Raw genomic sequence first — 20,574 nt, 5'->3', positions numbered from 1 at the left:
TAATTTACTAAAATTTAGCTGTTTTGTCGACTTTTTTAAGGTTATGCCAAACAAGAATACTCAAAAAATTACAGCAAATAACTTAAATTTTAAAATATATTTGAAAAAGAAAAATATGAATAAGATTCCTTAAATGATAGAGATGAAAAATATTCTTTACATTGATCATTTCCATATAAATTTATTTCTTCACTTATTTCTAAAATATCCGCATAACTTAGTGAATTTTTGACATACTGCAAAATAGCTTTAAACATGGCTGGATTTTTATTCATCAAACTACAAACATCAGAAATTGTAATATACTCCTTGTCTAAATATTCAGTTTCAATTAAAAAAATTAAAAATTTTTTCAACTCATAATAGATTATACTATCTAAGATTTCGCGCATATTATTTTTCAAAATAAGCTTATTTTTACTTAAAAATTTAAAACAAAATTTTCCCTTATGATTAATAACTCTATTTATTAACTTTCCTAGTTTTCCTCCAATAATATCAAATCCCTGTCTATTTGAAACAAGGCTACTATCATTATTTAAATTAAAAAAATTAATGCCTCGTTTCATATATTTTTTTTCTTTCAATAAAATACCTCCATTTATTATTTTATTTTCAATGCCTAAAAAATTTACTGAGCGCTTATTTTTATTAATAAATTGCTCTAATGTTTGATTTTTATTTATTACAGTTTTTTTTAAAGAGTCTGGTAACAAACTAAAGTTTTCTAAAGATTGAATGTTTTTAAAAATAAAAGCTAAAGAACTCGGACAAATTTGATGATCAAAATAGATAATAGTTCCTGGAGAAAGAGAACTAAAGCTTGTTAGATCTGCCCAATGTTGATCTCTATTAGATAAGCGAAAAAGATGATCTAAAGTAAAAAAAGAGCAATGTTCAAAATCATATTGTATTTGTAGTCCACTATAAGCAAAAATTACAGGTTGTAAGTTTAAAGAGGCTTCTTTTATTATTTCTATACTTCTATTGAGTACTGCAGCATCAAGAACGAGTAGATAAACCTTACTATTTTTAATATAACAATCGACACAAAACCAATGTCTTTCATTTTCTATAGCAAGCTGAAAACGAGTCGGAGTTTTAGGATTATTAATACTTTTAGTTAAAAGCTTAAAAAAAATACTGAGCTCACTTTTACTGTTTTTTTTATAACCATCGCTACTAAGAACAAAAATATTTAAATTCTTTCTACGCGTTTTTTTCTCTTCAATTAAGCCATGCATTTCTTCTAAATATAAAGTAGGCGTTTTAGTCGACGGGAACACAGGTATTTTCCTCCTTATAAATTACCTTTCTGAAATTTATTATTTAGTATTTAAAAAATTAATCTATTGTTTTGTTATTCTACTTGTTTTTTTATTGTATACTCAATTTCTTTTTCTAAACGTTCAGTTTGAGCTTTTTCCAGCTGGACAAGATTTTGATTATTGTGCATCGGTCATGAGTTTCATGTGGTTAGTATCGATGGACAATTCTGGTACACGAAACCTTATTCTAAAAAATAAATAATCTATAACGGCTTATATTTATAAATTTGATATATGGCATTTTCTGTGAGAGAATATTTGAATAGCGATGAATTTCTTAGGCACTGGATTGACTTAAACACATCGCTGCTACTCTCTATCGCTTTTATAATAAAAATATTATGTCCCGTGCTTATCGATGCATTATCTCTCATTCTTATCTTATTCCTTACCTCTCATCAGCAGTGCATGCTGGGTTTCCTTCTCCGGCAGATGATTTTTTAGAAGGACACCTCGATCTCAATGAATACTTGATTCATCATCCTACAGCTACTTACTACGTACGGGTTAAAGGCGAATCGATGATTAATGCGGGTATTCACGATGGTGACCTCTTAATTGTCGATCGGAGTTTGGAGCCTCGTGATAACAAGGTGGTAATTGCCATCGTTGATGGTCAATTAACTGTAAAACGACTTAAAAAATTAAAGAATCAACAATTTGTTTTGATAGCAGAGAACCCAGATTTTCCCGCAATTGCCGTGAATGAGGAAAATAATGTCAGTATTTGGGGAATAGTCACCAATGTCATTCATCCGTTGTAAGCATGGCTTATTTTGCATTGGCGGATTGTAATAATTTTTATGTTTCTTGCGAACGCGTGTTTAATCCCGCTTTAGAGAAACAACCTATTATCATTCTATCGAATAATGACGGTTGTATTATTTCTCGTTCGAATGAAGCCAAAGCATTAGGTATTCCCATGGGTGCACCGGCTTTTAAGTATCGCGATTGGGTACGTCGCGGCCAAATTCGATGTTTCTCTTCAAATTATGCTCTTTATGGTGATATGTCGCAACGTGTCATGGATTCCTTGCGGCGCTTGTGCCCAGATATGGAAGTGTATTCCATTGATGAAGCCTTTTTAAAACTTGATCATTATTCATACTATGATTTGAAAGCTTATTTAATCGAAATTCGCCAAAAAGTAAAACAGTGGACAGGTATCCCTATTTCAATAGGTTTAGCATCTAGCAAAACCCTCGCTAAAGTAGCAAATTTTTATGCTAAGCGGATAAGCAAAACCGGCGTTTATGATTTACGTTGTGCAGTACACCGTGATTCGTTATTAAAGACGTTACCTATCGAAGAGATTTGGGGAATTGGGCGTAAATTGACTGAAAAACTTCAGCATTACTCGATTAAAACCGCTTTTGATTTACAACAGGCCAATCCCAAAATAATGCGCCGACGTTTTAGTGTAGTGATTGAACGTATTATTCTTGAGTTAAATGGTATTTCGTGTCTTGATTTAGAAACTGTAGCGGCTAAAAAGCAGATTATGTGTTCCCGGTCTTTTGGTCGGCCTGTAACCGATTGGCAGGATTTAAGTAGTGCCTTGAGTCGCTATGCGGCGCGCGCAGCTTATAAGCTAAGGAAACAAAACTCCAAAGCTCAAGCTATTTATGTGTTTGTTACAACCAATAGGCATAAAACTAGCGATCGACAATATACGAAGGGTTTAACGAGTTCGCTAGTAACAGCAACGAATGATACACGTGAGCTAATAACCGCGGCGCAACGTGTTTTAAAACAATTGTATAAAACTGGATTTAATTATAAAAAGGCCGGGATTCTATTAATAGACATTATATCGGATTCTCAACACTTAAATGATCTTTTTGTCCAACCAACTTCACTCCGTTCAGTTGCATTAATGAAAATATTAGATGAGACAAATAAGAGTTTCGGCTCACATACACTCTTTTTTGCAGCCGAAGGATGTGTACAAGCTTCTTGGTCGATGCGATCTGGAAACCGTTCACCACGCTACACCACACATTGGCAAGAAATTGTTAAAGTAATAGCTTAACCGTTGATATTGTTATCGGCAGCCATATTATGCCGGTACGGGCGGATCTAAATCAAGCGAGAACGCTGGTTAACCAAAGATGAAGCAGAACGGTTACTTAAAGAGTTACCCTCACATTTATCCGATATGGCAGATTTCTCTTTAGCTACCGGTTTACGCAAAGCCAATGTCATAGGATTAAGGATTAAGATGGAAGAATGTTGATTTAGTTAGGCGACATGCCTTTGTGAGTGCATCACAATCAAAAACTAGAACAGCAATTCCAGTACCTCTTAATGCAGAAGCTGCGGCAATTATTGCAAGACAAATAGGTAAACATATTGAATTTGTTTTTACCTATGAAGGAAACCCTGTTAAGCAATGCAATACAGCTGCATGGCGTAAAGCGTTAAAGCGAGCAAAGATCGAAGCATGACTTACGTCATACATGGGCATCTTGGCATGTTCAAAATGGAACATCCTTACAGAATTGCAAATATTAGGCGGATGGTCATCTTTTGACATTGTATTACGCTATGCGCATTTAAATAGTGATCAACTTATGAAGGCTGCCGAGCGAGTATCTGGTACAAAATTGGTACATTCTGTTCAAACGGCAGCAAAAGGAGGCTAGCTGAATAAAGGATAAACTGTTAGAATGCCGGGCTCTTTCGAATCATGCGCCCGTAGCTCAGCTGGATAGAGTACCAGGCTTCGAACCTGGGTGTCGGGGGTTCGAGTCCCTCCGGGCGCACCAGAAAATATTATTTTTTCAATAACTTATCTGATTATTTAAAGCCTTATTTTTATTTAAGTATTGCCATGTACCAATTTTGTACCCGACACCACACGTTCAGGGGCAACTTGAAGTTGTTGACTATTTAAATGCGCATAACGTTGTACTGTTTCGTACGAGGACCAACCACCAAGTTTCTGCAATTCATAGAGTGAAGTTCCATTTTGTATATGCCAAGATGCCCAGGCATAACGCAAATCATGTCAGTGAAAATCTTTTATCTCTGCTCATTTTAAAGCTTTTCGCCACGCAGCGTTACATTGCTTAACTGGTTTTCCTTGATAAGTAAAAAGAAATTCCATATGTTTCCCTATCTGTTTTCGAATGATTTCGATGACCTCTATGCTAAGTGGAACAGATATCGCTCGTTTGTGGGCAAAAAAAACTAGTAGAATATAAAGAATAGATCAAAAATAGGGTTGAATACTGTTTTTTAGTTAGCTTTTTAATATTGAATTAATAAATTTTAGACGGCTAGTTTATGAGGTGAAAAAAATGTCGCTATTCCCATTATCTTCTAAAGCTTCTATTGTATCTTCAGAAGAAATGCACGGCTTGATCGAAGAGAAAAAATCACGTAGAAAGGATTTAAATATTTTTTTTCTTTCTAGCGATGGCTACAAAGAAAAAAACTATACGAGTGAACTCAGTATTTTCTTTAAGTTATTAGCCAAAAATATTAACAACACTCAAACTCCTACTCGTTTCCAACTAGCAATAGAAAACCAAGGTCATTGGTTTAGTGTAAATTGTTATATTAAAAATAATCAGGTTTATCTGCTTGTTCTTGATGCCGCAGTACTTTATAGAAGCACAGAAATAATAAAAACAGTGTCTTTAAACTTAAAGCCTATAATTTTTTCTTATAGTGGAACTCAAATACAACATGATTTTGATCATTGCTCTTTTTTTACTTTAGATCATCTTTTTCGCTTATCTATTAGGGATCAGCATTGGGATGATCTAATCGGTTTTAACCTTTTTTCACCAGAAACTACTATCTATTTTGATTACGAATCATGCCCTAATTCTTTAGCTTTTATTTTTAAAAACATACAATCTTTAACAAGATTTAGCCAGTTATCCAATTCATTAAAAAAAACGGTTATTAACAAAAATCAGACAACGCTAGAACAATTTATTAAGAAAAATAATCGTTCAGAAAGTTTTTTAGGTATTGGAAATACCGTAATAAATATAGGTATTATATTGAAATATAAAAAAATATACGAGAAATACTAGATATTGTCATTTACTATGAGTTAAAAAGATTTTTAATTCTTTTAATTAAAACTGGATTACTATGCAAAGAATATATTAAAATTTCTGATATTTGTAATTTGATAAATAAAAATCTAATCATGTTTAAAATTATTTTTGAGTACGCAAAGAGTTCACTCACTTACCGTGATATTTTAAAAATAAGTCACAAAATAAACTTACAGGGAAATGAGCAATTTAAAGAATATTTCTCATCAGTATTTTTTGAAGAGCCCTATTCCCATTCTTCTACATGCTTATTCATCTAGGACCTGGTGCAAGTAAAGACTCGATCATCGGCCACGGTGAATCGCGCATGAGCCCTGTTTAAACACATAATTTGTGATCCACTCGATGCTGAAATGGTGCAAGTAATATAGCGTTGCCCATTGGTATATTGTAGAAAAGATAGTTAAAATTTAATACTTTTAAACCAATAGCGGGTTTGGCTAGAATTTTATTTTGCTGTGGGACAATCCTGAAAGCATGTTACAGGCCGTAGTAAACAAACGGATTCAATGGTTAAAATATTATTTAGCAGCTTATTAAAATAAAAAATATATACCGCTTTGAGAAAAAAGACTTTGTATTTTCCATACAATTTGAAAAAAATAATAAATCGACTACCCTACAGATAATAATTAAACTCTATTACGTTTTTAAAAACCCATAGGTAGGATAGGCAAATGCCGCTTAATGACAAAAAAAATTTAGGAATAGGGATGATGTTCCTGTTTTCTGTTATTGGATTCATTCTGTCGCTATTTAATTTTTTTCTTCCGTCAAGCCCGATTAGTTATACCGGCGGGGCTGAGTTAGTAACCTTAACTACATTGATAATGACCTTATTAAGCGTGCTAATTTACTATTTCCGACGCGATAGTCATCGATGGATACGGATTGGCGTAAATACGCTTATTATTTTGTTACTGCTAGGTACATTATTGGCCTCCTACTTCTTAGAAAGCTGGTCGCTATTAGCTTCCGTGCTTTTGGTTGGTGTGGGTTGGTTTATTCAAGTTTTTACACGAGTAAAGAATGAGCAAACTTATTAAATGCATCGCACTTTTTTTTACGTGTTTTTTCACTATAAACGTTTCCGCAGAAAACACTACCTGGCAAACGTTCAATGGCGACTTAAAAGCACAGAAATATTCACCATTAACCCAAATCACACCACGTAATGTCCATGATTTGTCCGTCGCATGGACTCTACATACCGGTGATTTTTCTACCGGCAAGGGCAAATTACCTCCTACGGTATGGTCAGCTACACCGCTTTTTGTAAATAATACAATTTATGTCAGCACACCCTTTTATCGTGTTTTTGCTCTCAATCCTGCAACGGGTAAAACTAAATGGATTTTTGATCCGCATGCGGTCTTAAAAGCACTGTCGCAACCGGCATTAAAAACTCGGGGGGTGGCTTATTGGCAAGCAGAAACTATGATCCCAGGAAAAGCATGCCAGAAGCGTATTTATATTGGCACCATGGATGCAAAACTATACGCCATTGATGCTAACACAGGAAAGCCTTGTACTGATTTTGGTGTGCAAGGTAAGTTAGATATTAATCAATGGAATAACCATCCAGACCTTTGGCCGTTAGGGATTTTACAGCCACCCACGGTATATAAAAATTTATTAATTTTAGGTTGGGCAGGTAAAGATTGGACATATTCTATTGATCCAGTAGGTAATGTTTTTGGTTTAGATGCGCGAACGGGCAAGTTGCTGTGGACCTTCCAGAGTATACCGCCCGATATCGCAGCAAAAACTGGTACATCTAATGTCTGGGCCAGTATGTCGATTGATCCGGACCAAGGGATTGTCTATCTACCGATCAGTTCACCCAGTCCCAATTTTTGGGGAGGGAATCGTTTAACACCTATTCCTTTTGGAACCTCCGTCACAGCCTTAAATATTAATAACGGCAACGTCATCTGGAGTAAACAGTTAGTTCACCACGATCTTTGGGACCTTGATACTAACTCGGCGCCTTCACTCGTAGACATTAAGAAAGAAGGTAAAACAATTCCAGCATTAGTCCAAACATCTAAACAAGGGTACTTATTTATTTTAAATCGTTATACTGGAGAACCTATTTATCCGATCGTTGAAAAGGCAGTGCCTGCTTCGGATGCAAAAGGTGAGATTGCCGCTAGCACGCAACCCACAGTTCCTTATCCCATTCCAGTGGTTGCTGATAAATGGCCTGGTGTTTTTAAACTCTCTGATTGGCTGAGTTTTGGCTACTGCTCACGAAAATTAGCCACGCTAAAATATCAAGGTCGGTTCACACCACCTAGTGAACAAGGAAGTCTCATTTTTCCCGCAACCGCAGGTGGAGTGGAATGGGGTGGGGGTGCTGTCGACCCGAATAAACAAATTTTCGTGGTTAACAGTTCAATGGCTGTACAAATTTATAAATTAATACCTCGAGAAGATTACAATGATTTTCTTAAACGTCATCACACCGCTAATGTAGGAGAAGCGTATGGAATGTTTACCATGGCCGGATCGCCTTATGGATTTAAATTAGATACGTTTTTAAATCCTTTGGGTATGCCTTGTTGGAAACCCCCTTATGGTGAAATTTCTGCCTATGCTTTGAATACGGGACAGCGGTTGTGGAAAAAACCGTTTGGCGAAGTGCAACAATGGGGATTTTATATGCCAAAATCGTGGGGTAGTATTACCATTGGTGCGCCCGTCATCACAGGGAGTGGTTTAATTTTCATCGGGGCCTCTATGGATTCACGAGTACGTGCATTGGATCTTAATACAGGCGATGTACTTTGGAGTGCAGATGTAGCTGCACCAGCAGTTTCTATTCCAGCTATTTATGAATATCAAGGCAAGGAGTATGTTGTGTTTGTAGTAGGTGGCAACAGTATTTTGACGCCTAAAGTCAGTGACCAAGTCATTGCCTTCGCTTTACCTAGTCAAAGTAAATCCTGATGAATATCAAAACGATAGCAAAAATTATTATCGTGCTAGGTGCTATTTTAGGATTAGTGGGGTCACTAAGTTATTTCTTTGCTGAGAAGTTTATCTATGACTATAATCAAAGCATTCCACAATCAGAGGAAATGGTCATAGGGGCTTTTATCTTTCTTATTTCCCTTGCAAGTTTATTGTTAGCTCTCTTGGCTTTTAAGCACTCATATGCTAATTCTAAATTTTTATTCATTATCGTGATTATTTTAGGCGTAAGTTTATTTACCTTATTATCTTTTACTGCCGTGATCTCTTCGCTTATCTCTCCCTTTACAGCAGCGCTTCTCATTCTTGCAGGTGGCATTATCGGTGATATTGGTGTTGCAATTGATCAATGATACTTCAATATCTCCTAAACGCTCACATTACTTTAAAAATGATTTTGAAGTGTGAGAATTTCGATAGATCAACGGAATTTCTTTGCATAAAGTGATGTTATCCATTGCACGTTGAATCGCTTTTTGCACCACTTCATGATGCGGTGACAAATCACATACCGGATCCGCCGCACGGGCATCGTTAAGCAGTAAATGCGCTTGACAACGGCAACCACCAAAATCTTTAAATCGCAATGTACAAGATCGGCAAGGTTCTTTCATCCATTTATCGCCTCGAAACCGATTAAACAACGGGGATTCATACCATATCCAATGTAGGCTATTTTCATGTACTTTCGGAAAAACCAAATTCGGTAATATTCTCGCTGAATGACAAGGTAAAGCATAACCATCGGGTGTAATAGTTAAGAAAATTTTACCCCAACCATTCATACATGGTTTGGGTCGATTACTATAATAATCTGGAATAACATAATAAATCTTGGCTTTATCGCTATAACGTTTCTGATAGTCATGTGCAATGGCTTCGGCTTTTTTTATCTGTTCCAATGTGGGTAACAAGAGGTCGCGATTCACGAAAGCAAAACCGTAATATTGCGTATTCGCTAATTCAATATAATCGGCCTTTAAATCCAAGGCTAAATCTAATATCTCTCGAACTGAATCAATATTTAATCGATGAATAACGATGTTTAAGGTAAGATTAAAATTCTGCTCTTTGGCCTTTTTTGCCATTAATAACTTATGCTCAAATGACTTCGTTCTTGCAATGCGGTTATTTAATTCTTCTGTACTGGCCTGAAGACTAATTTGTATACTATCTAAACCTGCATTTTTTAATCCTATTAAACGACTTTCATTGAGTCCTACCGTCGATGTAATAAGATTAGTATAATAATTTAATGCGTGGGCTTCGCTGACGATAATTGTTAGATCTTTTCGTAACAGCGGTTCACCACCCGATAAACCTAATTGAACAGCGCCCAATTCTCGTGCGTCCCGCAGTATTTGTATCCAACTTTCCGTATCTAATTCTTCTTTACTTTTAATAAATTCGAGTGGATTCGAGCAATAAGGACATTGTAAAGGACAGGCATAGGTGAGTTCCGCCAATAACCAATGCGGTGGCAATAGAGTTTCCTTTGCTTCTTGCTGATTTCCTAACATTTAAACAACTGCTAACCACCCTTTTTGCAGTGCCTCTGTTAAAAACTGATAAGTATCTTCTGTTAGATCGATTATCGCACCTTGTGTATATTTACTTTGTAACACGGCAATTATGGCTGAAATAGAGCGACCACCGTCACATAATTTTAGGATTTCAGCCGCACTTGTATTTAGCGTTACCATCCCTTCTGGATAAAGCAGCACATAGCACGCTTGGCTTTTTTCCCATTGCAAGCGAAATCCCCCAGCAAGAGCAATATTTGCATCTAAACTTAGTTGATTTTCCATAATGCGTATTATGTATCATCCTTTGAAAATGTGATGGGAGGCTGATCAAGTACATAGGCTAAGTAAAGGTTGTCTGAAATTGCCCAAAGAATTTCTAATTTAAGCGTTAAAATAGCCAATGCTTGTGTTTGTTGTTCTTGTGTTTGAAAATTTTCTAGCGTTAATTGTAAACCTTTCGTGACGTGATGATTTATTTGATCTAATCGACCACGAAAATAAGCCAATGCTTTTAAATCAATCCATGGATAATGTGTTGGCCAATTCGTTAAACGTTGGCGGTGAATTTCTGGCGCAAAAAGCTCCGTCAACGATGAACAAACGCTAGCTTGCCATGTACTGGTACGCGCGAAATGAACATAAGCATCGACTGCAAAGCGTACGCCAGGCAAGACATATTTCATAGACCACAGTAAGTCACTGGTCAGGCCACACGCCTCTCCCAATGCCAACCAGGCTTCAATACCACCTGGATTAATGACATCGCCATCGTGTTCAATGATTCGTTTTACCCATTCTCTGCGTATCTCGCGTATAGGGCAATTAGATAAAATAGCCGCATCTTTTACTGGGATATTTACTTGGTAATAGAAGCGATTAATAATCCACTGTTGAATTTGTTTCCGGGTCAATTGGCCATCATTCATTAACTTATTGAACGGATGATAGATATGATAATATTTTTTAAGGCTTAAAATTTTTTTTTCAAACTCCCTCTGAGACGATAACGCTATGCAGGATTCAGTGTGCATAAAGCAGAGTTCCTAAAGTAAGATATTCATTCCATCATAGGCTATTTCAATGTTCGCATTGTTTAATTGGGCATGTTCAGGAGAGGTTGTATTAAGTATCGGATTCGTATTATTCACATGAATGACTATTTTTCTTGGTTTTTGCAATGCATTCAATTTAGAAAGTAACCCTTCCTCACTGGCTAAGGCACAATGACCCATCTCAGTTGCTAATTTGTTATTTATTCCGCAACGTGACATTTCATCTTCATGCCAAAATGTGCCATCAATTAGGACACAATCTGCATTATTCATGCTTTGAAATAGTCTTTCATCAAACTGCGCAATAGCCGGCGCATAAAAAAAAGTTTTCTGTGTTAGCTGATCTAAAATAATCAAAGCCGTATTCGCACCTTGTTTAAGATTGTGTCTATAAGGCGAATACGGTGGGGACTTTCCCGGCAAATCGATAGGTGTCAATACTAAGTTTTTAAATCCTTGAATCGTAAAAGCGTGAGAAACATTAATACGATTAAAATCAATAACGCAATAATTTTTTAAAATTTTAAACAGTGGAAAATGGTGTGTCAGTTCCTCTTGAACCAGTTCTGTACAATAGATGACTAATTTTTCGGCTTCCCGTAATGAAAGTAATCCAGTCACATGATCAATTTGGCTATCTGTCAAGATGATGGCCTGAATTCCTGTATCACGTAACAGGTTACTTTGTTGCGCTTCGTGAAAATCTTCCAGTTGTTTGCGTATATCAGGCGACGCATTGATGAGAATCCATTTTTTATTGTCCTCGCTGACAGCAATCGAAGACTGTGTACGTGAAACAGCGGCTATCGTTTTTACTCGTAGTCCTTGGCAATTACTGCAATTACAATTCCATTGCGGGAATCCTCCGCCCGCTGCTGATCCTAGAACCTTGAGTAGCATTTTTTATCCATTCCGGATATCATTATGAGTGATATATGTACATGTTTATCTCAAAGCCAAAACGCATCTCAGTATAAACAGGTTTAATCCATTTCATCTCTCATTGGTTCCTTTTGTACTTAAGGAACTCACATTATAGTAGGTGCAGCAGTATCATGCAAAAAGCCTAGAAATTCAGAGGGCATACATGGACTTGATAGCTGCCATACTGATTATTTTTTTATGCATTTACTTTAATTTTTAATGAGTCATCCATTATTAACTTCAGGAATTAATAGATAAACTTATATTTACTCTTCATCAGCGTGAAAATCTAATTCCTAGGAATATCCTTCTATTATAGTAAGTACATCGAGCATAAATTTAAACTTATTAAACATTCAATATTTCTCAAACTTTCCGATCCATTTAAAAAAAATTACAATTTTTCTTTAACATTTTCCATTTAAAAAAAGTATTACTGACTGCTCTATAGAGCAGCTTTTTCCTTCTACCTGCTCTTATCATTAATTTCTAGGTTAAATGGAACTAAATTTATATTTTAGTTATAAAAATCAAAATAATTAGCTTTTTAAAAAAAATGTATGTACCAAAATTGTATCTGGATAAAATGGAAGAAACAGAAGTTCCTGTAGTTTTCAGTAGGTTATTAAGTTTGCAAGGTATCGCAAGTGTTGATTATTAATTGTTTTTTACTTATACATTCAGGCTTCGAACTTGGGGGTCGGGAGTTCGAGTCCTTCCGGTCGCACCAGTACAATCTTATTTTTTCAATAACTTATCTTACTATTCAAAGGCTTATTTTTCATCTATGTATTACCATGCACCAATTTTGTGCCGACACACGTTCAGCAACCTCTTAAAGCTGTTGACTATTTAGATGTATAAAGTTGCACTGTTTCATAGAGACCAACCACCAAATTTCTGCAATTCATAGAGTGAAGTTCCATGCTGTATGTGCCAAGAAGCCCATGCAGGGCGAGTCATGCCAGTGAAAATCTTCGATCCTTGAACGTTTTAACGCATGTTTCTTATTACTCAAGTACGAAATGGAAAAATATCAATTTCTAAAGCTGCTGAAATGAAGTTTAAAAGCTAATATATTAACTCAATTTAGGAGAAGACATAGTAGTATCCCATTGATCAATTTTAGAAACCTGACTCTTTATTGCTTCTGAATTCAATGATTTAAAGAGCTGATGAAAAGAATGGGAAACTAAAGTATCACTTTTTCCTGAAGAAATTTTATTTAAAATAGTTTCTGTCAAGGTTTTACCACCTATAATTTCTTCTTGAGGCAAATATTTAATTTTTAGAATCTGTTCCTTCCAGTAGGCTGACAAATCTTGATGCTTTATAAAGTCAGGTTCTTCTTCTTTTAGATTTTTTAATAATAAACGAGAAATAAGCCATTTTGCTAACTCAATATGGTTATGCAGATAGGCTAAATTTAATGGAGTAAGCCCATCAATATCAGTCGCGTTAAGGTTGGCTCCATTTTCTATAAGCAATTTTGCTACCTTAATAAGGCCTTTTTCACATGCCCAATGAAGAGGTGTCCATCTATGATTAGAAATTGTCGCATTAACATTGGCCCCTTTTTTGATCAGTAACTTTGCTGCCTCAATATAACCATTTTTACATACCCAATGGAGCGGTGTTGCTCCATCAGCATTAGCTGCATTAACATTAGCGCCACCTTCTTCTATAAGAAGTTTTATTAGCTCCTCATGGCCTTCTATAGATAGCCGATAGAATAAAGGTGCTTCAAAAAAAGTCGCATTAACATTAGCCCCCTTTTCTATTAAAGATTTAACACGTTCTAAATCATCCTGCTTAGCAGCTGAATAGAGTTCAAATACTAACGACATGCTATCATCCCAGTAAATTATTATTTAGTTTATTAGATAATATATAATTATTATTAAGCTTTGTTAATTATTCATGTCCTGCGAATACCTTTTTCAGTACGCTATATAAAGGTTTTTATCGATCTTTTTTGTTTGCTGAGTCCTGTCCTCATAATTTTTTTTCAAATCACCAAAAATCACTACATAAATCTATTTTTCTAAAAAAATTTAACAGTCTACAATAGAATAAAAAATAACCAACGCAAAAGCGTTTTATGATGCTTCCGCATTCTGAAGTTTACAATTTTGAGCTATCGTCTAATAGCTCTAAGGATGTATTAAAGCAAAAATAGTGGAATTATTCGAGAAAAACATCAAAACTATCGTGTGATTAACACGCGCAGCAAGGATATTATCGCACAAATTAGGTAGATACAGCAGTTAAATGGATGGGGGTCATGGTAAAACAAATAATACCTGCTGAAGAAACAAAAATAGTTAGAAATGAAGGTCGCTTATACTGTACTTGCTTACGGGTTAGTAATGAAACTTCCTCTAGATCTTTAGTTGGAGTAAGTTATGCTTAATCCACTCTCTGATAACAAAAAATAACGGTTTTTTCAGTATCCCATCAATTTAAAATTAAATTGATAGGATACTTTTATTTCGCACACCCTTATTCCTCGTGGGAACATGACTCAATGAAAATATGAATGGGCTAATCAGAGAGTATTTAAAAAAAGGTTCTGACTTAAGTCACATTTTAAATAGGTAATCTTACTCATCTCTTTGTGTCATATTAAGCTTGAACTATTCCATATGATGTACATATCCCTCTCTTCATCAGCGTCTCCTTTAACGAGAATTAAAGAACCCAGGATTGTTGGAGGGCATAGAATGATCCAATGGAGTTGACTGCTGTTGTAATCGAAGCAAGTCCATTATTTCTTCTATTCGTTCTTCCATCTTTGCGTTGCTTTGTTTAAACTCAGCCCTATCTTGTGCTAGTGTAGCTTTAAACTTAGCGCTATCTTCAGCTAGGGTAGCTTTAAACTTAGCGCTATCTTCAGCTAGGGTAGCTTTAAACTCAGCTTTAAATTGCTCGGACTCAACATACATCTTTTCCCAGAATTTTTGTCGGTCTTGCTCCAATTTCTTATCCAATTCTATTAGGTATTGTTGAAATTTTTTGATTTGTACTTTCAATTCTGCTCGTTCCTGTAATGCCTGCTGTTTTTGTAAATGTTGATTATATGATTTTTCTATACGCTGATGATAATTTTTTAAACATTCTAAATAAAATCGGCTTTGTTCTATGTAAGCTTGACTATAGTGAGTTACCAGGCTCCAAATCTTTTGAGAATGCGTCAAATTCATGACGTGATCCGGATGAAATAAATGTAAACCTCCTTTCAGCAAAGGTTTTAATTGATTTTGTAAGCGCTCCAAATATTCTAAGAAGGAATCATACTCTTTATAGTCTCCTTCAATACGCAAAATGATGGTTTCACAGTAATCCAGCTGAGGTTCTGTAATATTTTTAATCTCATTCAGGCTGCTTTGTAATAACGTTTCTATCTCCTCAGGAGAGTCTTTTTGTATAAGCGTGTTTAATCTTTGTTTCTGTGATTGAAGCCATTTTTTTGCTCCATCTAATGATCTCATTTCATTTTGAAGCGCTACACTCCTATGAGAAGATCGAGATGAAGCGGGGACAAAAGGGCATCCGTTATATACTTCGACTCTTCTATCGGTATTTTCTTCTTTTTCTTGATTAGCTTTTTTAACTTCAGGACGTTGTACACGGCAAAGCGCATTAAAGTGTAATCGATTATAATGAAACATAAACGCCTCGACTTGCTGATATTCCTGTTCGGCTTGTTGTCTTAGCGTCGTTCGCTCTCCTTCTGACGCTAGTTGTTTTAAATAATTATCTAGCTTTGCTAAGAAACTTTTTTTTAACCGTTGTTGATGTCGTTTTGTTTCTGACAAAAAGAATTTTGCAACCCATTTGGAATGACGACAATGTTTTTCTAAATATGCTTCAAACTTAACATTGGATTGATGCAAAGCCAAACCTAGTTTTTCTAATATCGGTTTTCTCTCATCGACAGTGACTAATTTAAATTCAGATCTCGGATTATTTTGACTTATTTCTTTATAAGCTAAACAACGTTGGTAATAATTCCAGACATCAATCTTCTTGTTCATTCCAAAAGAGGCAAACCAACGTCGCCAACGAGGCTTTTTCCAGTAACGTTCTATTTTTCGGCTCAGCTCTTCTGGAGTTAAGTTAAATAAACGTAATAAGCGAAGTTCATCTTGGTTACGTTTCCATAATGGATGTGTTTCTGTTAATGGAGGCTGGATAGTCATATACACTATCCAGCGTCTCGACCACCAATGAGGACGGACAAAAGGCTTTTTGGAAAGATACTCATCCATTTGATTTAATACCTGATGACATATCCTTCTGCCCATCACTTTCTCCTTCAACGAGAATTAAAGAACCCAGGATTGTTAGATGGCACAGAATTATCCAATGGGGTTGACTGCTGTTGTAATCGAAGCAAGTCATTCATTATTTTTTCTATTCGTTCTTCCATCTTTGCGTTGCTTTGTTCAAACTCAGCCCTATCTTGTGCTCGTGTCGTTTCAAACTCGGCTCGCATTATGTTTTGGATATCAATCCTATCTTGCATTTGTTTAGATTCAAATTCTTTTCTTATCTCATTTTGTATATCAACTCTATCTTGTGCTCGTGTCGATTCGAATTTAGCTTTATCTTGGGCATGTTGCGCTTCCATTTTTTCTATCGTTTCTTTAGAGTTTTTTAATTCTTCTTTTAATTGCGTATTCTCTATTAAAATTCCACCTTCCTGTTGCTCCCATTCATTAAATAAAGCACTTTGATATTCTCGAGTTGATTGGAGCACCTGTTCAAGCGATTCGAGTAACTTAACATTAAATTGATAGCCTCTAAACCATTGCTTTTTAGCACTTTCTACTTCCGTGTATAATACTTGGATAATTGCTTCAAAAGCACTCAGACTACTATGTGTAATAGGATTTTTTTGTGTGCCTGCCTGGGCTGCTTGAATAACTAAACGAAAATCCTTTTCCCAATTTTCTTTTTTTGTTTCTACTCCAATTCGTTTAAATAGTTTTAATAAAAAGGGCAATTGATCCAGTTCTAATAAGGTGGTTATAAATTCATCTAAGTGAACTTTAATCTTTTTTAATCCAGCATCAATTTCGCCATATCTTGTGGATAACCGAGATATAAAGGGAACAAAAACGCTTAAATCCTTTTTTACATGATTAAGAATTAATTCTTTATAAATTTGTTCTTCTTTATTCGAGTCCGAAAAAATCGTTCCTATTAAGCTTGGCTTGTCCGGTAATTTTTCCAATAAATCCGCGCCAGCCGTCAAAAGCAATTCCATCGATTTTGGCTTTTTTAACTGAAAAGCTTTCTCTAATAATTGAGCGCCCAGCGTAGTTTGATTATCGATTACTTGACTTAGATCGAGCCGAATAGGAAAACTGTTCTGAAGAAATTCTGGATAATTAGAAAGTCCTTCCGGTAAATCATTAATTAATTTGGTAGGCAATGCAAGATCAGAAGGATAAGTTATTACTAATTTTTTTGTAGTGTGATCAAATTTAAATTTGAGAGGATGAAATTGATCTAATTCCAAACTCAATTCAGCTATTTTATACCGATTGGAATGGGTTAATTGATTTTCCTGAAAACGCAGTAAACTCGAGTGTTTAACACGCTCCTTCATCTCTTGAGTCAATTGATGATGTAATTGATTCAAGTTTCCAAAAGGTGGATATTTCAAGAAAATAATATCCAAACGATAATTATTATTTAATAATTTAAAAAGTTCCTCATAATTCTCTTCATTAAGCGCCGTATCTCCTAAATCAAGTCGTTTTAAACTAGGATGGTAAACTAATGCTTCACATAACATATTTAAAAAAATATTAGACACATTGTAAGGTTGAAATTTATTTTCTAACTGAGCATCTTCTAAACTTAAAACTTTTAATTGCGATGCTTTCTTTAAAAAAGCAGCTAATTTACTTTTATTAAATAAATCCGCTTTTTTTAAACTAAATTCTTTTATTTTATCGGCATAAGGCCAAAGGTTATCGAAAAAATCTGATATAAATTGAAAATTTAATGGTTTACTCTCTTGGTTTTCTAAAATACGGATATTTTCTAATTTAATTACTTTCCATTGACTTATCTCAAACAGATTTAATAAGATGTTTTCAATCGCTTCGGCCGCATATTCACACCCTCCTCTTAAGGAAAATTCTCCCTTCTCCATATAATTTAAAATACGAATTTCTTTATCGTCAGAATTGAATTCAAAGTGATTTCTAAGTGATGCAGGTAACTCTTCTTCAGTCAGAGTTCCTGATAAAGCAGTCGTTTTAATCTCTTTTGAATCCACTAATTCTTCCCTATGAAAAGGAATCAATTCAACATCATGTAAATAAATTTCATAGACAGCGCTATCCGAAGGATAGATATGATCGCTTAGCTTTCGCAGCTGTTTTATCGATAATTTGGAATGAAAAAACTCAAATCGGCCTGTTTTTAAGAAAAAATCAAATGCATCTTCAAATACATCGATACCCATTATATTAACTCCTTTTATTAAATTGGTTTTTTCAATTAAGTATAAATTATTGAGAAATAATTTCCTAGATTATAGGAGTTATGTATTTTTCAAGGTTATTCTTAAGTGCGTCTTTCGCTAATGGCGATAAAGTCTTTGCTTTTAAAGGCACATGGAAAAAAAACATATTATAATTTACAGGTATTTTTTGATTATTTTTTTCATCTATAATTTTTTTAATAGCCTCAATATTTTTTTTGGTAAGCGACAAAGAATCATTTTTTAATAAGAATTGAAATACATTATTTAAGGATTCTTGAAAAGAAATAGAACTTCCAAAGGTAATATTGCAAAAAGGTGATTGTATAAACCATTTTATAGCTTCATATTTAATTTTGTTCGAAAAGAGTATTTCATGTAAGCGGTTTAGGTAAGGTGCATAAAGTTCATAAAAAAGCTTTGCTTCTTTTCTTAATTCATTATCAAACTCAAAAAATAGCTTGAATTTAGGGATCTGTTGCTCAAAAACTTCTCGTTCAGCATAAGAATAGCTTATTGTAGAACTCGCTTCTAAAAATTCATTGAACATTAAATAATTTTCTATTTTTTTTATGAACGCTTTAAAAAATTCTGCATCATTTTCAAGTTCAAATATTTTATAAACTAAATTATTTTTAAGGGAATGGATAGTATCAGTTATAGATTCTGAAAAGAAAGGCTGCGCAAATAATTCCTTTAACTCTTTAAAGCCTTGAAGTAATTCTCCTTTTTTTGGGTATTCCATAGAGCATATTATATTATACGTAATTGAAAATTTATCTTTTATATTCATAAATAGTTTTTAATTTGCTTTAGAAATTAACTTTATCCTATAGATTTACTCTTAACGATTTATTAAACCCCTAGCCTACTCGATAAAGTATCTTACTCTTTTTGAGAGCGCAATTATAATGACATTATCTACTTATCGCTAGCTTTCTTTAGATCCAAATTGATTAGATGGATCTTAGCAATCCCCTTTCCTTGTAACAATCTGACAGATGAAATTTATTTTTTTATCAGGTTTTTATATTTAAAGCTATTTTTAATTATGCAAAGAGCTCATTCACTTACAGTGATATTTAAAAAATAAGGCGAAAATAAAGTAATATGAAAATGATCAATTTAAAGAACATTTCTTATCGAGATCTGAGCTTATTCCTATTTTCTACGTGCGTGTTCATCTAGGCGTGCAAAAGATAATTATTCATTAGAGATGTTTTAATCTATTTTCAAGTGCCAATTTGATCAGTTCTTTACATAATTTATCAGATTTTGACATTTTATGAAAAATAAAGCCATTTGATTTAGGTAAATCATTTATAAAACTCTTTCTCTTATCATATAAAATAGAAAAAAAGCTGTCATAATTAAAAAATTTACCTTCTTTTGTTTTTTTATCGAGTAATATTTCACAATGATTATTAAAATATTTTTTTTTAGAAAGATTTATATCTTGAATCATTAAATGGTATATCTCTGTTAATGTTATAGAAAATCTTTTTGATTCAAAAGTAATTAGCGTAAAAAGATTAGTATTAAAAAACCATTTAATATCGTCTATTTTTATCTCTTCTGTTAGAAGAACTACTTTTAACCTATCTAATTCTTTAAAGTATTCTGCAAAAAAATTCTCTTTTTCTTCCAATTTTTGAATAGATAATTTAATAAATTCTTTTAAATCATCTGCTAGATTAGACAATAAATTAATTATACATAAATGCTTTTCTAGAATAATTTTTTCTCCTTCAGAGTAATTTATATCTGAGACGTTTAAGATTGCTTTGAGAATGCTAGGATCTAAAATTTTCTTAATAAGAACTTTTAAAAACTCAGGATCCTTATCTAGCTTGAAAAATATATAGACTTGATTTCTCTTGAGCTTTTTAATGACTTCCATACAAGATTTCTCAGATATAGAAGAATCGAGTAAACTCATAAGTGCCTCATGTTCCTTCATTAAAATGACTTTATTTGGATAAGTAGCGAGATTAATTTTTTTTAAAAAAAAGCGAAGTTTTATTTTAATTTCCATACTAAAACTCAACTGGTTACTTTTACCTTTTTAGTCAAATTATATCTGGTTGATTCTTTAATTTCTATTAAATAAAAACTAATAGATGATGTATCTTTATATTTTTTATATAAAAAATTATGATAAAAATATCTATTTACAAAATTTTGTTTGGA

Annotated in this window: 18 protein-coding genes, 1 tRNA gene and 4 pseudogenes; 9 read left to right on the top strand and 14 right to left on the bottom strand. The window is 34.0% G+C overall.

Translation table 11 applies throughout. The features are described from left to right. Nucleotides 1-89: 89 nt before the first annotated feature. The gene (locus tag ACICP9_RS00920; RefSeq protein WP_395498094.1) at nucleotides 90-1,286 is read right to left on the bottom strand and encodes a hypothetical protein; all 1,197 of its coding nucleotides are present in this window, start codon (nucleotides 1,284-1,286) and stop codon (nucleotides 90-92) included. Nucleotides 1,287-1,669: 383 nt separating this feature from the next. On the opposite strand from ACICP9_RS00920, the gene ACICP9_RS00915 reads away from it, so the two are divergent. From ACICP9_RS00915 to ACICP9_RS00900, 4 genes and pseudogenes are all read left to right on the top strand, one after another. After that, the gene (locus ACICP9_RS00915; protein WP_395498092.1) at nucleotides 1,670-2,092 is read left to right on the top strand and encodes a LexA family protein; all 423 of its coding nucleotides are present in this window, start codon (nucleotides 1,670-1,672) and stop codon (nucleotides 2,090-2,092) included. After that, nucleotides 2,056-3,360: a Y-family DNA polymerase gene (locus tag ACICP9_RS00910; RefSeq protein ID WP_395498090.1), complete on the top strand. Its 1,305-nt coding sequence runs from the start codon at nucleotides 2,056-2,058 to the stop codon at nucleotides 3,358-3,360. The genes ACICP9_RS00915 and ACICP9_RS00910 overlap by 37 nt, the downstream gene beginning before the upstream one ends. A 54-nt stretch (nucleotides 3,361-3,414) precedes the next feature. After that, nucleotides 3,415-3,973: pseudogene (locus ACICP9_RS00905) on the top strand (site-specific integrase); the annotation flags it as partial. A gap of 46 nt (nucleotides 3,974-4,019) precedes the next feature. After that, nucleotides 4,020-4,096 (top strand) — tRNA-Arg (locus ACICP9_RS00900). Nucleotides 4,097-4,149: 53 nt separating this feature from the next. Here ACICP9_RS00900 and ACICP9_RS00895 read toward each other — a convergent pair. After that, nucleotides 4,150-4,503 (bottom strand): annotated as a pseudogene (locus tag ACICP9_RS00895) (site-specific integrase); the annotation flags it as partial. Nucleotides 4,504-4,630: 127 nt separating this feature from the next. Here ACICP9_RS00895 and ACICP9_RS00890 point away from each other — a divergent pair. Continuing rightward, nucleotides 4,631-5,377: a hypothetical protein gene (locus ACICP9_RS00890; RefSeq protein ID WP_395498088.1), complete on the top strand. Its 747-nt coding sequence runs from the start codon at nucleotides 4,631-4,633 to the stop codon at nucleotides 5,375-5,377. 283 nt (nucleotides 5,378-5,660) lie between these two features. Here ACICP9_RS00890 and ACICP9_RS00885 read toward each other — a convergent pair whose 3' ends face one another. Next, a complete protein-coding gene (locus ACICP9_RS00885; RefSeq protein WP_395498957.1) occupies nucleotides 5,661-5,759 on the bottom strand; it encodes a hypothetical protein in 99 nt (32 codons plus the stop codon). 322 nt (nucleotides 5,760-6,081) lie between these two features. Here ACICP9_RS00885 and ACICP9_RS00880 point away from each other — a divergent pair, with 322 nt between their 5' ends. From ACICP9_RS00880 to ACICP9_RS00870, 3 genes are read left to right on the top strand one after another with little or no spacing between them, the layout of a single operon-like run. Next, nucleotides 6,082-6,450 (top strand): hypothetical protein, encoded by a 369-nt coding sequence (locus ACICP9_RS00880; protein ID WP_071661869.1) that lies wholly within the window; start codon nucleotides 6,082-6,084, stop codon nucleotides 6,448-6,450. Continuing rightward, nucleotides 6,434-8,356 (top strand): pyrroloquinoline quinone-dependent dehydrogenase, encoded by a 1,923-nt coding sequence (locus ACICP9_RS00875; RefSeq protein ID WP_071661870.1) that lies wholly within the window; start codon nucleotides 6,434-6,436, stop codon nucleotides 8,354-8,356. Before ACICP9_RS00880 ends, ACICP9_RS00875 begins: the two co-directional genes overlap by 17 nt. Continuing rightward, entirely contained in the window at nucleotides 8,356-8,733 is a 378-nt protein-coding gene (locus ACICP9_RS00870) for a hypothetical protein (protein ID WP_395498085.1), read from the top strand. The genes ACICP9_RS00875 and ACICP9_RS00870 overlap by 1 nt, the downstream gene beginning before the upstream one ends. A gap of 27 nt (nucleotides 8,734-8,760) precedes the next feature. On the opposite strand, the gene pqqE is transcribed toward ACICP9_RS00870, so the two are convergent. From pqqE to ACICP9_RS00835, 7 genes and pseudogenes are all read right to left on the bottom strand, one after another. Next, a complete protein-coding gene (pqqE, locus tag ACICP9_RS00865) occupies nucleotides 8,761-9,900 on the bottom strand; it encodes a pyrroloquinoline quinone biosynthesis protein PqqE (protein ID WP_071661872.1) in 1,140 nt (379 codons plus the stop codon). After that, complete coding sequence (gene pqqD, locus ACICP9_RS00860) at nucleotides 9,901-10,188, bottom strand: pyrroloquinoline quinone biosynthesis peptide chaperone PqqD (RefSeq protein ID WP_395498083.1); 288 nt, start codon at nucleotides 10,186-10,188, stop codon at nucleotides 9,901-9,903. Nucleotides 10,189-10,196: 8 nt separating this feature from the next. Then, nucleotides 10,197-10,937, bottom strand: coding sequence for a pyrroloquinoline-quinone synthase PqqC (gene pqqC / locus ACICP9_RS00855; protein WP_071661874.1), 741 nt, complete (start codon nucleotides 10,935-10,937; stop codon nucleotides 10,197-10,199). A 12-nt stretch (nucleotides 10,938-10,949) separates the two neighbouring features. Next, nucleotides 10,950-11,858 (bottom strand): pyrroloquinoline quinone biosynthesis protein PqqB, encoded by a 909-nt coding sequence (gene pqqB, locus ACICP9_RS00850; RefSeq protein ID WP_071661875.1) that lies wholly within the window; start codon nucleotides 11,856-11,858, stop codon nucleotides 10,950-10,952. Nucleotides 11,859-11,880: 22 nt separating this feature from the next. After that, on the bottom strand, nucleotides 11,881-11,955 hold the full coding sequence (gene pqqA / locus ACICP9_RS00845; protein WP_071661884.1) for a pyrroloquinoline quinone precursor peptide PqqA: 75 nt from the start codon (nucleotides 11,953-11,955) through the stop codon (nucleotides 11,881-11,883). A gap of 762 nt (nucleotides 11,956-12,717) precedes the next feature. Further along, nucleotides 12,718-12,888: pseudogene (locus ACICP9_RS00840) on the bottom strand (tyrosine-type recombinase/integrase); the annotation flags it as partial. 73 nt (nucleotides 12,889-12,961) lie between these two features. Further along, nucleotides 12,962-13,729, bottom strand: a complete 768-nt coding sequence (locus tag ACICP9_RS00835; protein WP_395498081.1) for an ankyrin repeat domain-containing protein — start codon at nucleotides 13,727-13,729, stop codon at nucleotides 12,962-12,964. Nucleotides 13,730-14,370: 641 nt separating this feature from the next. Here ACICP9_RS00835 and ACICP9_RS00830 point away from each other — a divergent pair. Further along, a pseudogene (locus ACICP9_RS00830) lies at nucleotides 14,371-14,465 on the top strand (IS30 family transposase); the annotation flags it as partial. A 98-nt stretch (nucleotides 14,466-14,563) separates the two neighbouring features. Here the strand turns inward: ACICP9_RS00830 and ACICP9_RS00825 are convergent. From ACICP9_RS00825 to ACICP9_RS00810, 4 genes are all read right to left on the bottom strand, one after another. Continuing rightward, on the bottom strand, nucleotides 14,564-16,189 hold the full coding sequence (locus ACICP9_RS00825) for a hypothetical protein (RefSeq protein WP_395498079.1): 1,626 nt from the start codon (nucleotides 16,187-16,189) through the stop codon (nucleotides 14,564-14,566). 11 nt (nucleotides 16,190-16,200) lie between these two features. After that, entirely contained in the window at nucleotides 16,201-18,366 is a 2,166-nt protein-coding gene (locus ACICP9_RS00820; RefSeq protein WP_395498077.1) for a hypothetical protein, read from the bottom strand. 64 nt (nucleotides 18,367-18,430) lie between these two features. Further along, nucleotides 18,431-19,177: a hypothetical protein gene (locus ACICP9_RS00815; protein ID WP_395498075.1), complete on the bottom strand. Its 747-nt coding sequence runs from the start codon at nucleotides 19,175-19,177 to the stop codon at nucleotides 18,431-18,433. A gap of 417 nt (nucleotides 19,178-19,594) precedes the next feature. After that, nucleotides 19,595-20,419, bottom strand: coding sequence for a hypothetical protein (locus ACICP9_RS00810; protein WP_395498073.1), 825 nt, complete (start codon nucleotides 20,417-20,419; stop codon nucleotides 19,595-19,597). Between the last annotated feature and the right edge of the window lie 155 nt (nucleotides 20,420-20,574).

The sequence above is a fragment of the Rickettsiella endosymbiont of Litargus connexus genome, assembly GCF_964277335.1.
In the GTDB taxonomy this organism is placed as follows: domain Bacteria; phylum Pseudomonadota; class Gammaproteobacteria; order Diplorickettsiales; family Diplorickettsiaceae; genus Aquirickettsiella; species Aquirickettsiella isopodorum.
The sequence above is the reverse complement of the archived record's forward strand: the minus strand, read 5'-3'. Positions and strand labels throughout refer to the sequence as shown.

What these genes read in the sequence shown, in the direction of transcription:
- ACICP9_RS00870 (WP_395498085.1), top strand. Translation starts at nt 8,356, where the DNA reads ATGAATATCAAAACGATAGCAAAAATTATTATCGTGCTAGGTGCTATT.
- ACICP9_RS00815 (WP_395498075.1), bottom strand. Translation starts at nt 19,177, where the DNA reads ATGAATATAAAAGATAAATTTTCAATTACGTATAATATAATATGCTCT.
- ACICP9_RS00875 (WP_071661870.1), top strand. Translation starts at nt 6,434, where the DNA reads ATGAGCAAACTTATTAAATGCATCGCACTTTTTTTTACGTGTTTTTTC.
- ACICP9_RS00825 (WP_395498079.1), bottom strand. Translation starts at nt 16,189, where the DNA reads ATGGGCAGAAGGATATGTCATCAGGTATTAAATCAAATGGATGAGTAT.
- pqqE (WP_071661872.1), bottom strand. Translation starts at nt 9,900, where the DNA reads ATGTTAGGAAATCAGCAAGAAGCAAAGGAAACTCTATTGCCACCGCAT.
- pqqC (WP_071661874.1), bottom strand. Translation starts at nt 10,937, where the DNA reads ATGCACACTGAATCCTGCATAGCGTTATCGTCTCAGAGGGAGTTTGAA.
- ACICP9_RS00820 (WP_395498077.1), bottom strand. Translation starts at nt 18,366, where the DNA reads ATGGGTATCGATGTATTTGAAGATGCATTTGATTTTTTCTTAAAAACA.
- pqqD (WP_395498083.1), bottom strand. Translation starts at nt 10,188, where the DNA reads ATGGAAAATCAACTAAGTTTAGATGCAAATATTGCTCTTGCTGGGGGA.
- ACICP9_RS00835 (WP_395498081.1), bottom strand. Translation starts at nt 13,729, where the DNA reads ATGTCGTTAGTATTTGAACTCTATTCAGCTGCTAAGCAGGATGATTTA.
- pqqB (WP_071661875.1), bottom strand. Translation starts at nt 11,858, where the DNA reads ATGCTACTCAAGGTTCTAGGATCAGCAGCGGGCGGAGGATTCCCGCAA.
- ACICP9_RS00915 (WP_395498092.1), top strand. Translation starts at nt 1,670, where the DNA reads ATGTCCCGTGCTTATCGATGCATTATCTCTCATTCTTATCTTATTCCT.
- ACICP9_RS00810 (WP_395498073.1), bottom strand. Translation starts at nt 20,419, where the DNA reads ATGGAAATTAAAATAAAACTTCGCTTTTTTTTAAAAAAAATTAATCTC.
- ACICP9_RS00880 (WP_071661869.1), top strand. Translation starts at nt 6,082, where the DNA reads ATGCCGCTTAATGACAAAAAAAATTTAGGAATAGGGATGATGTTCCTG.
- ACICP9_RS00890 (WP_395498088.1), top strand. Translation starts at nt 4,631, where the DNA reads ATGTCGCTATTCCCATTATCTTCTAAAGCTTCTATTGTATCTTCAGAA.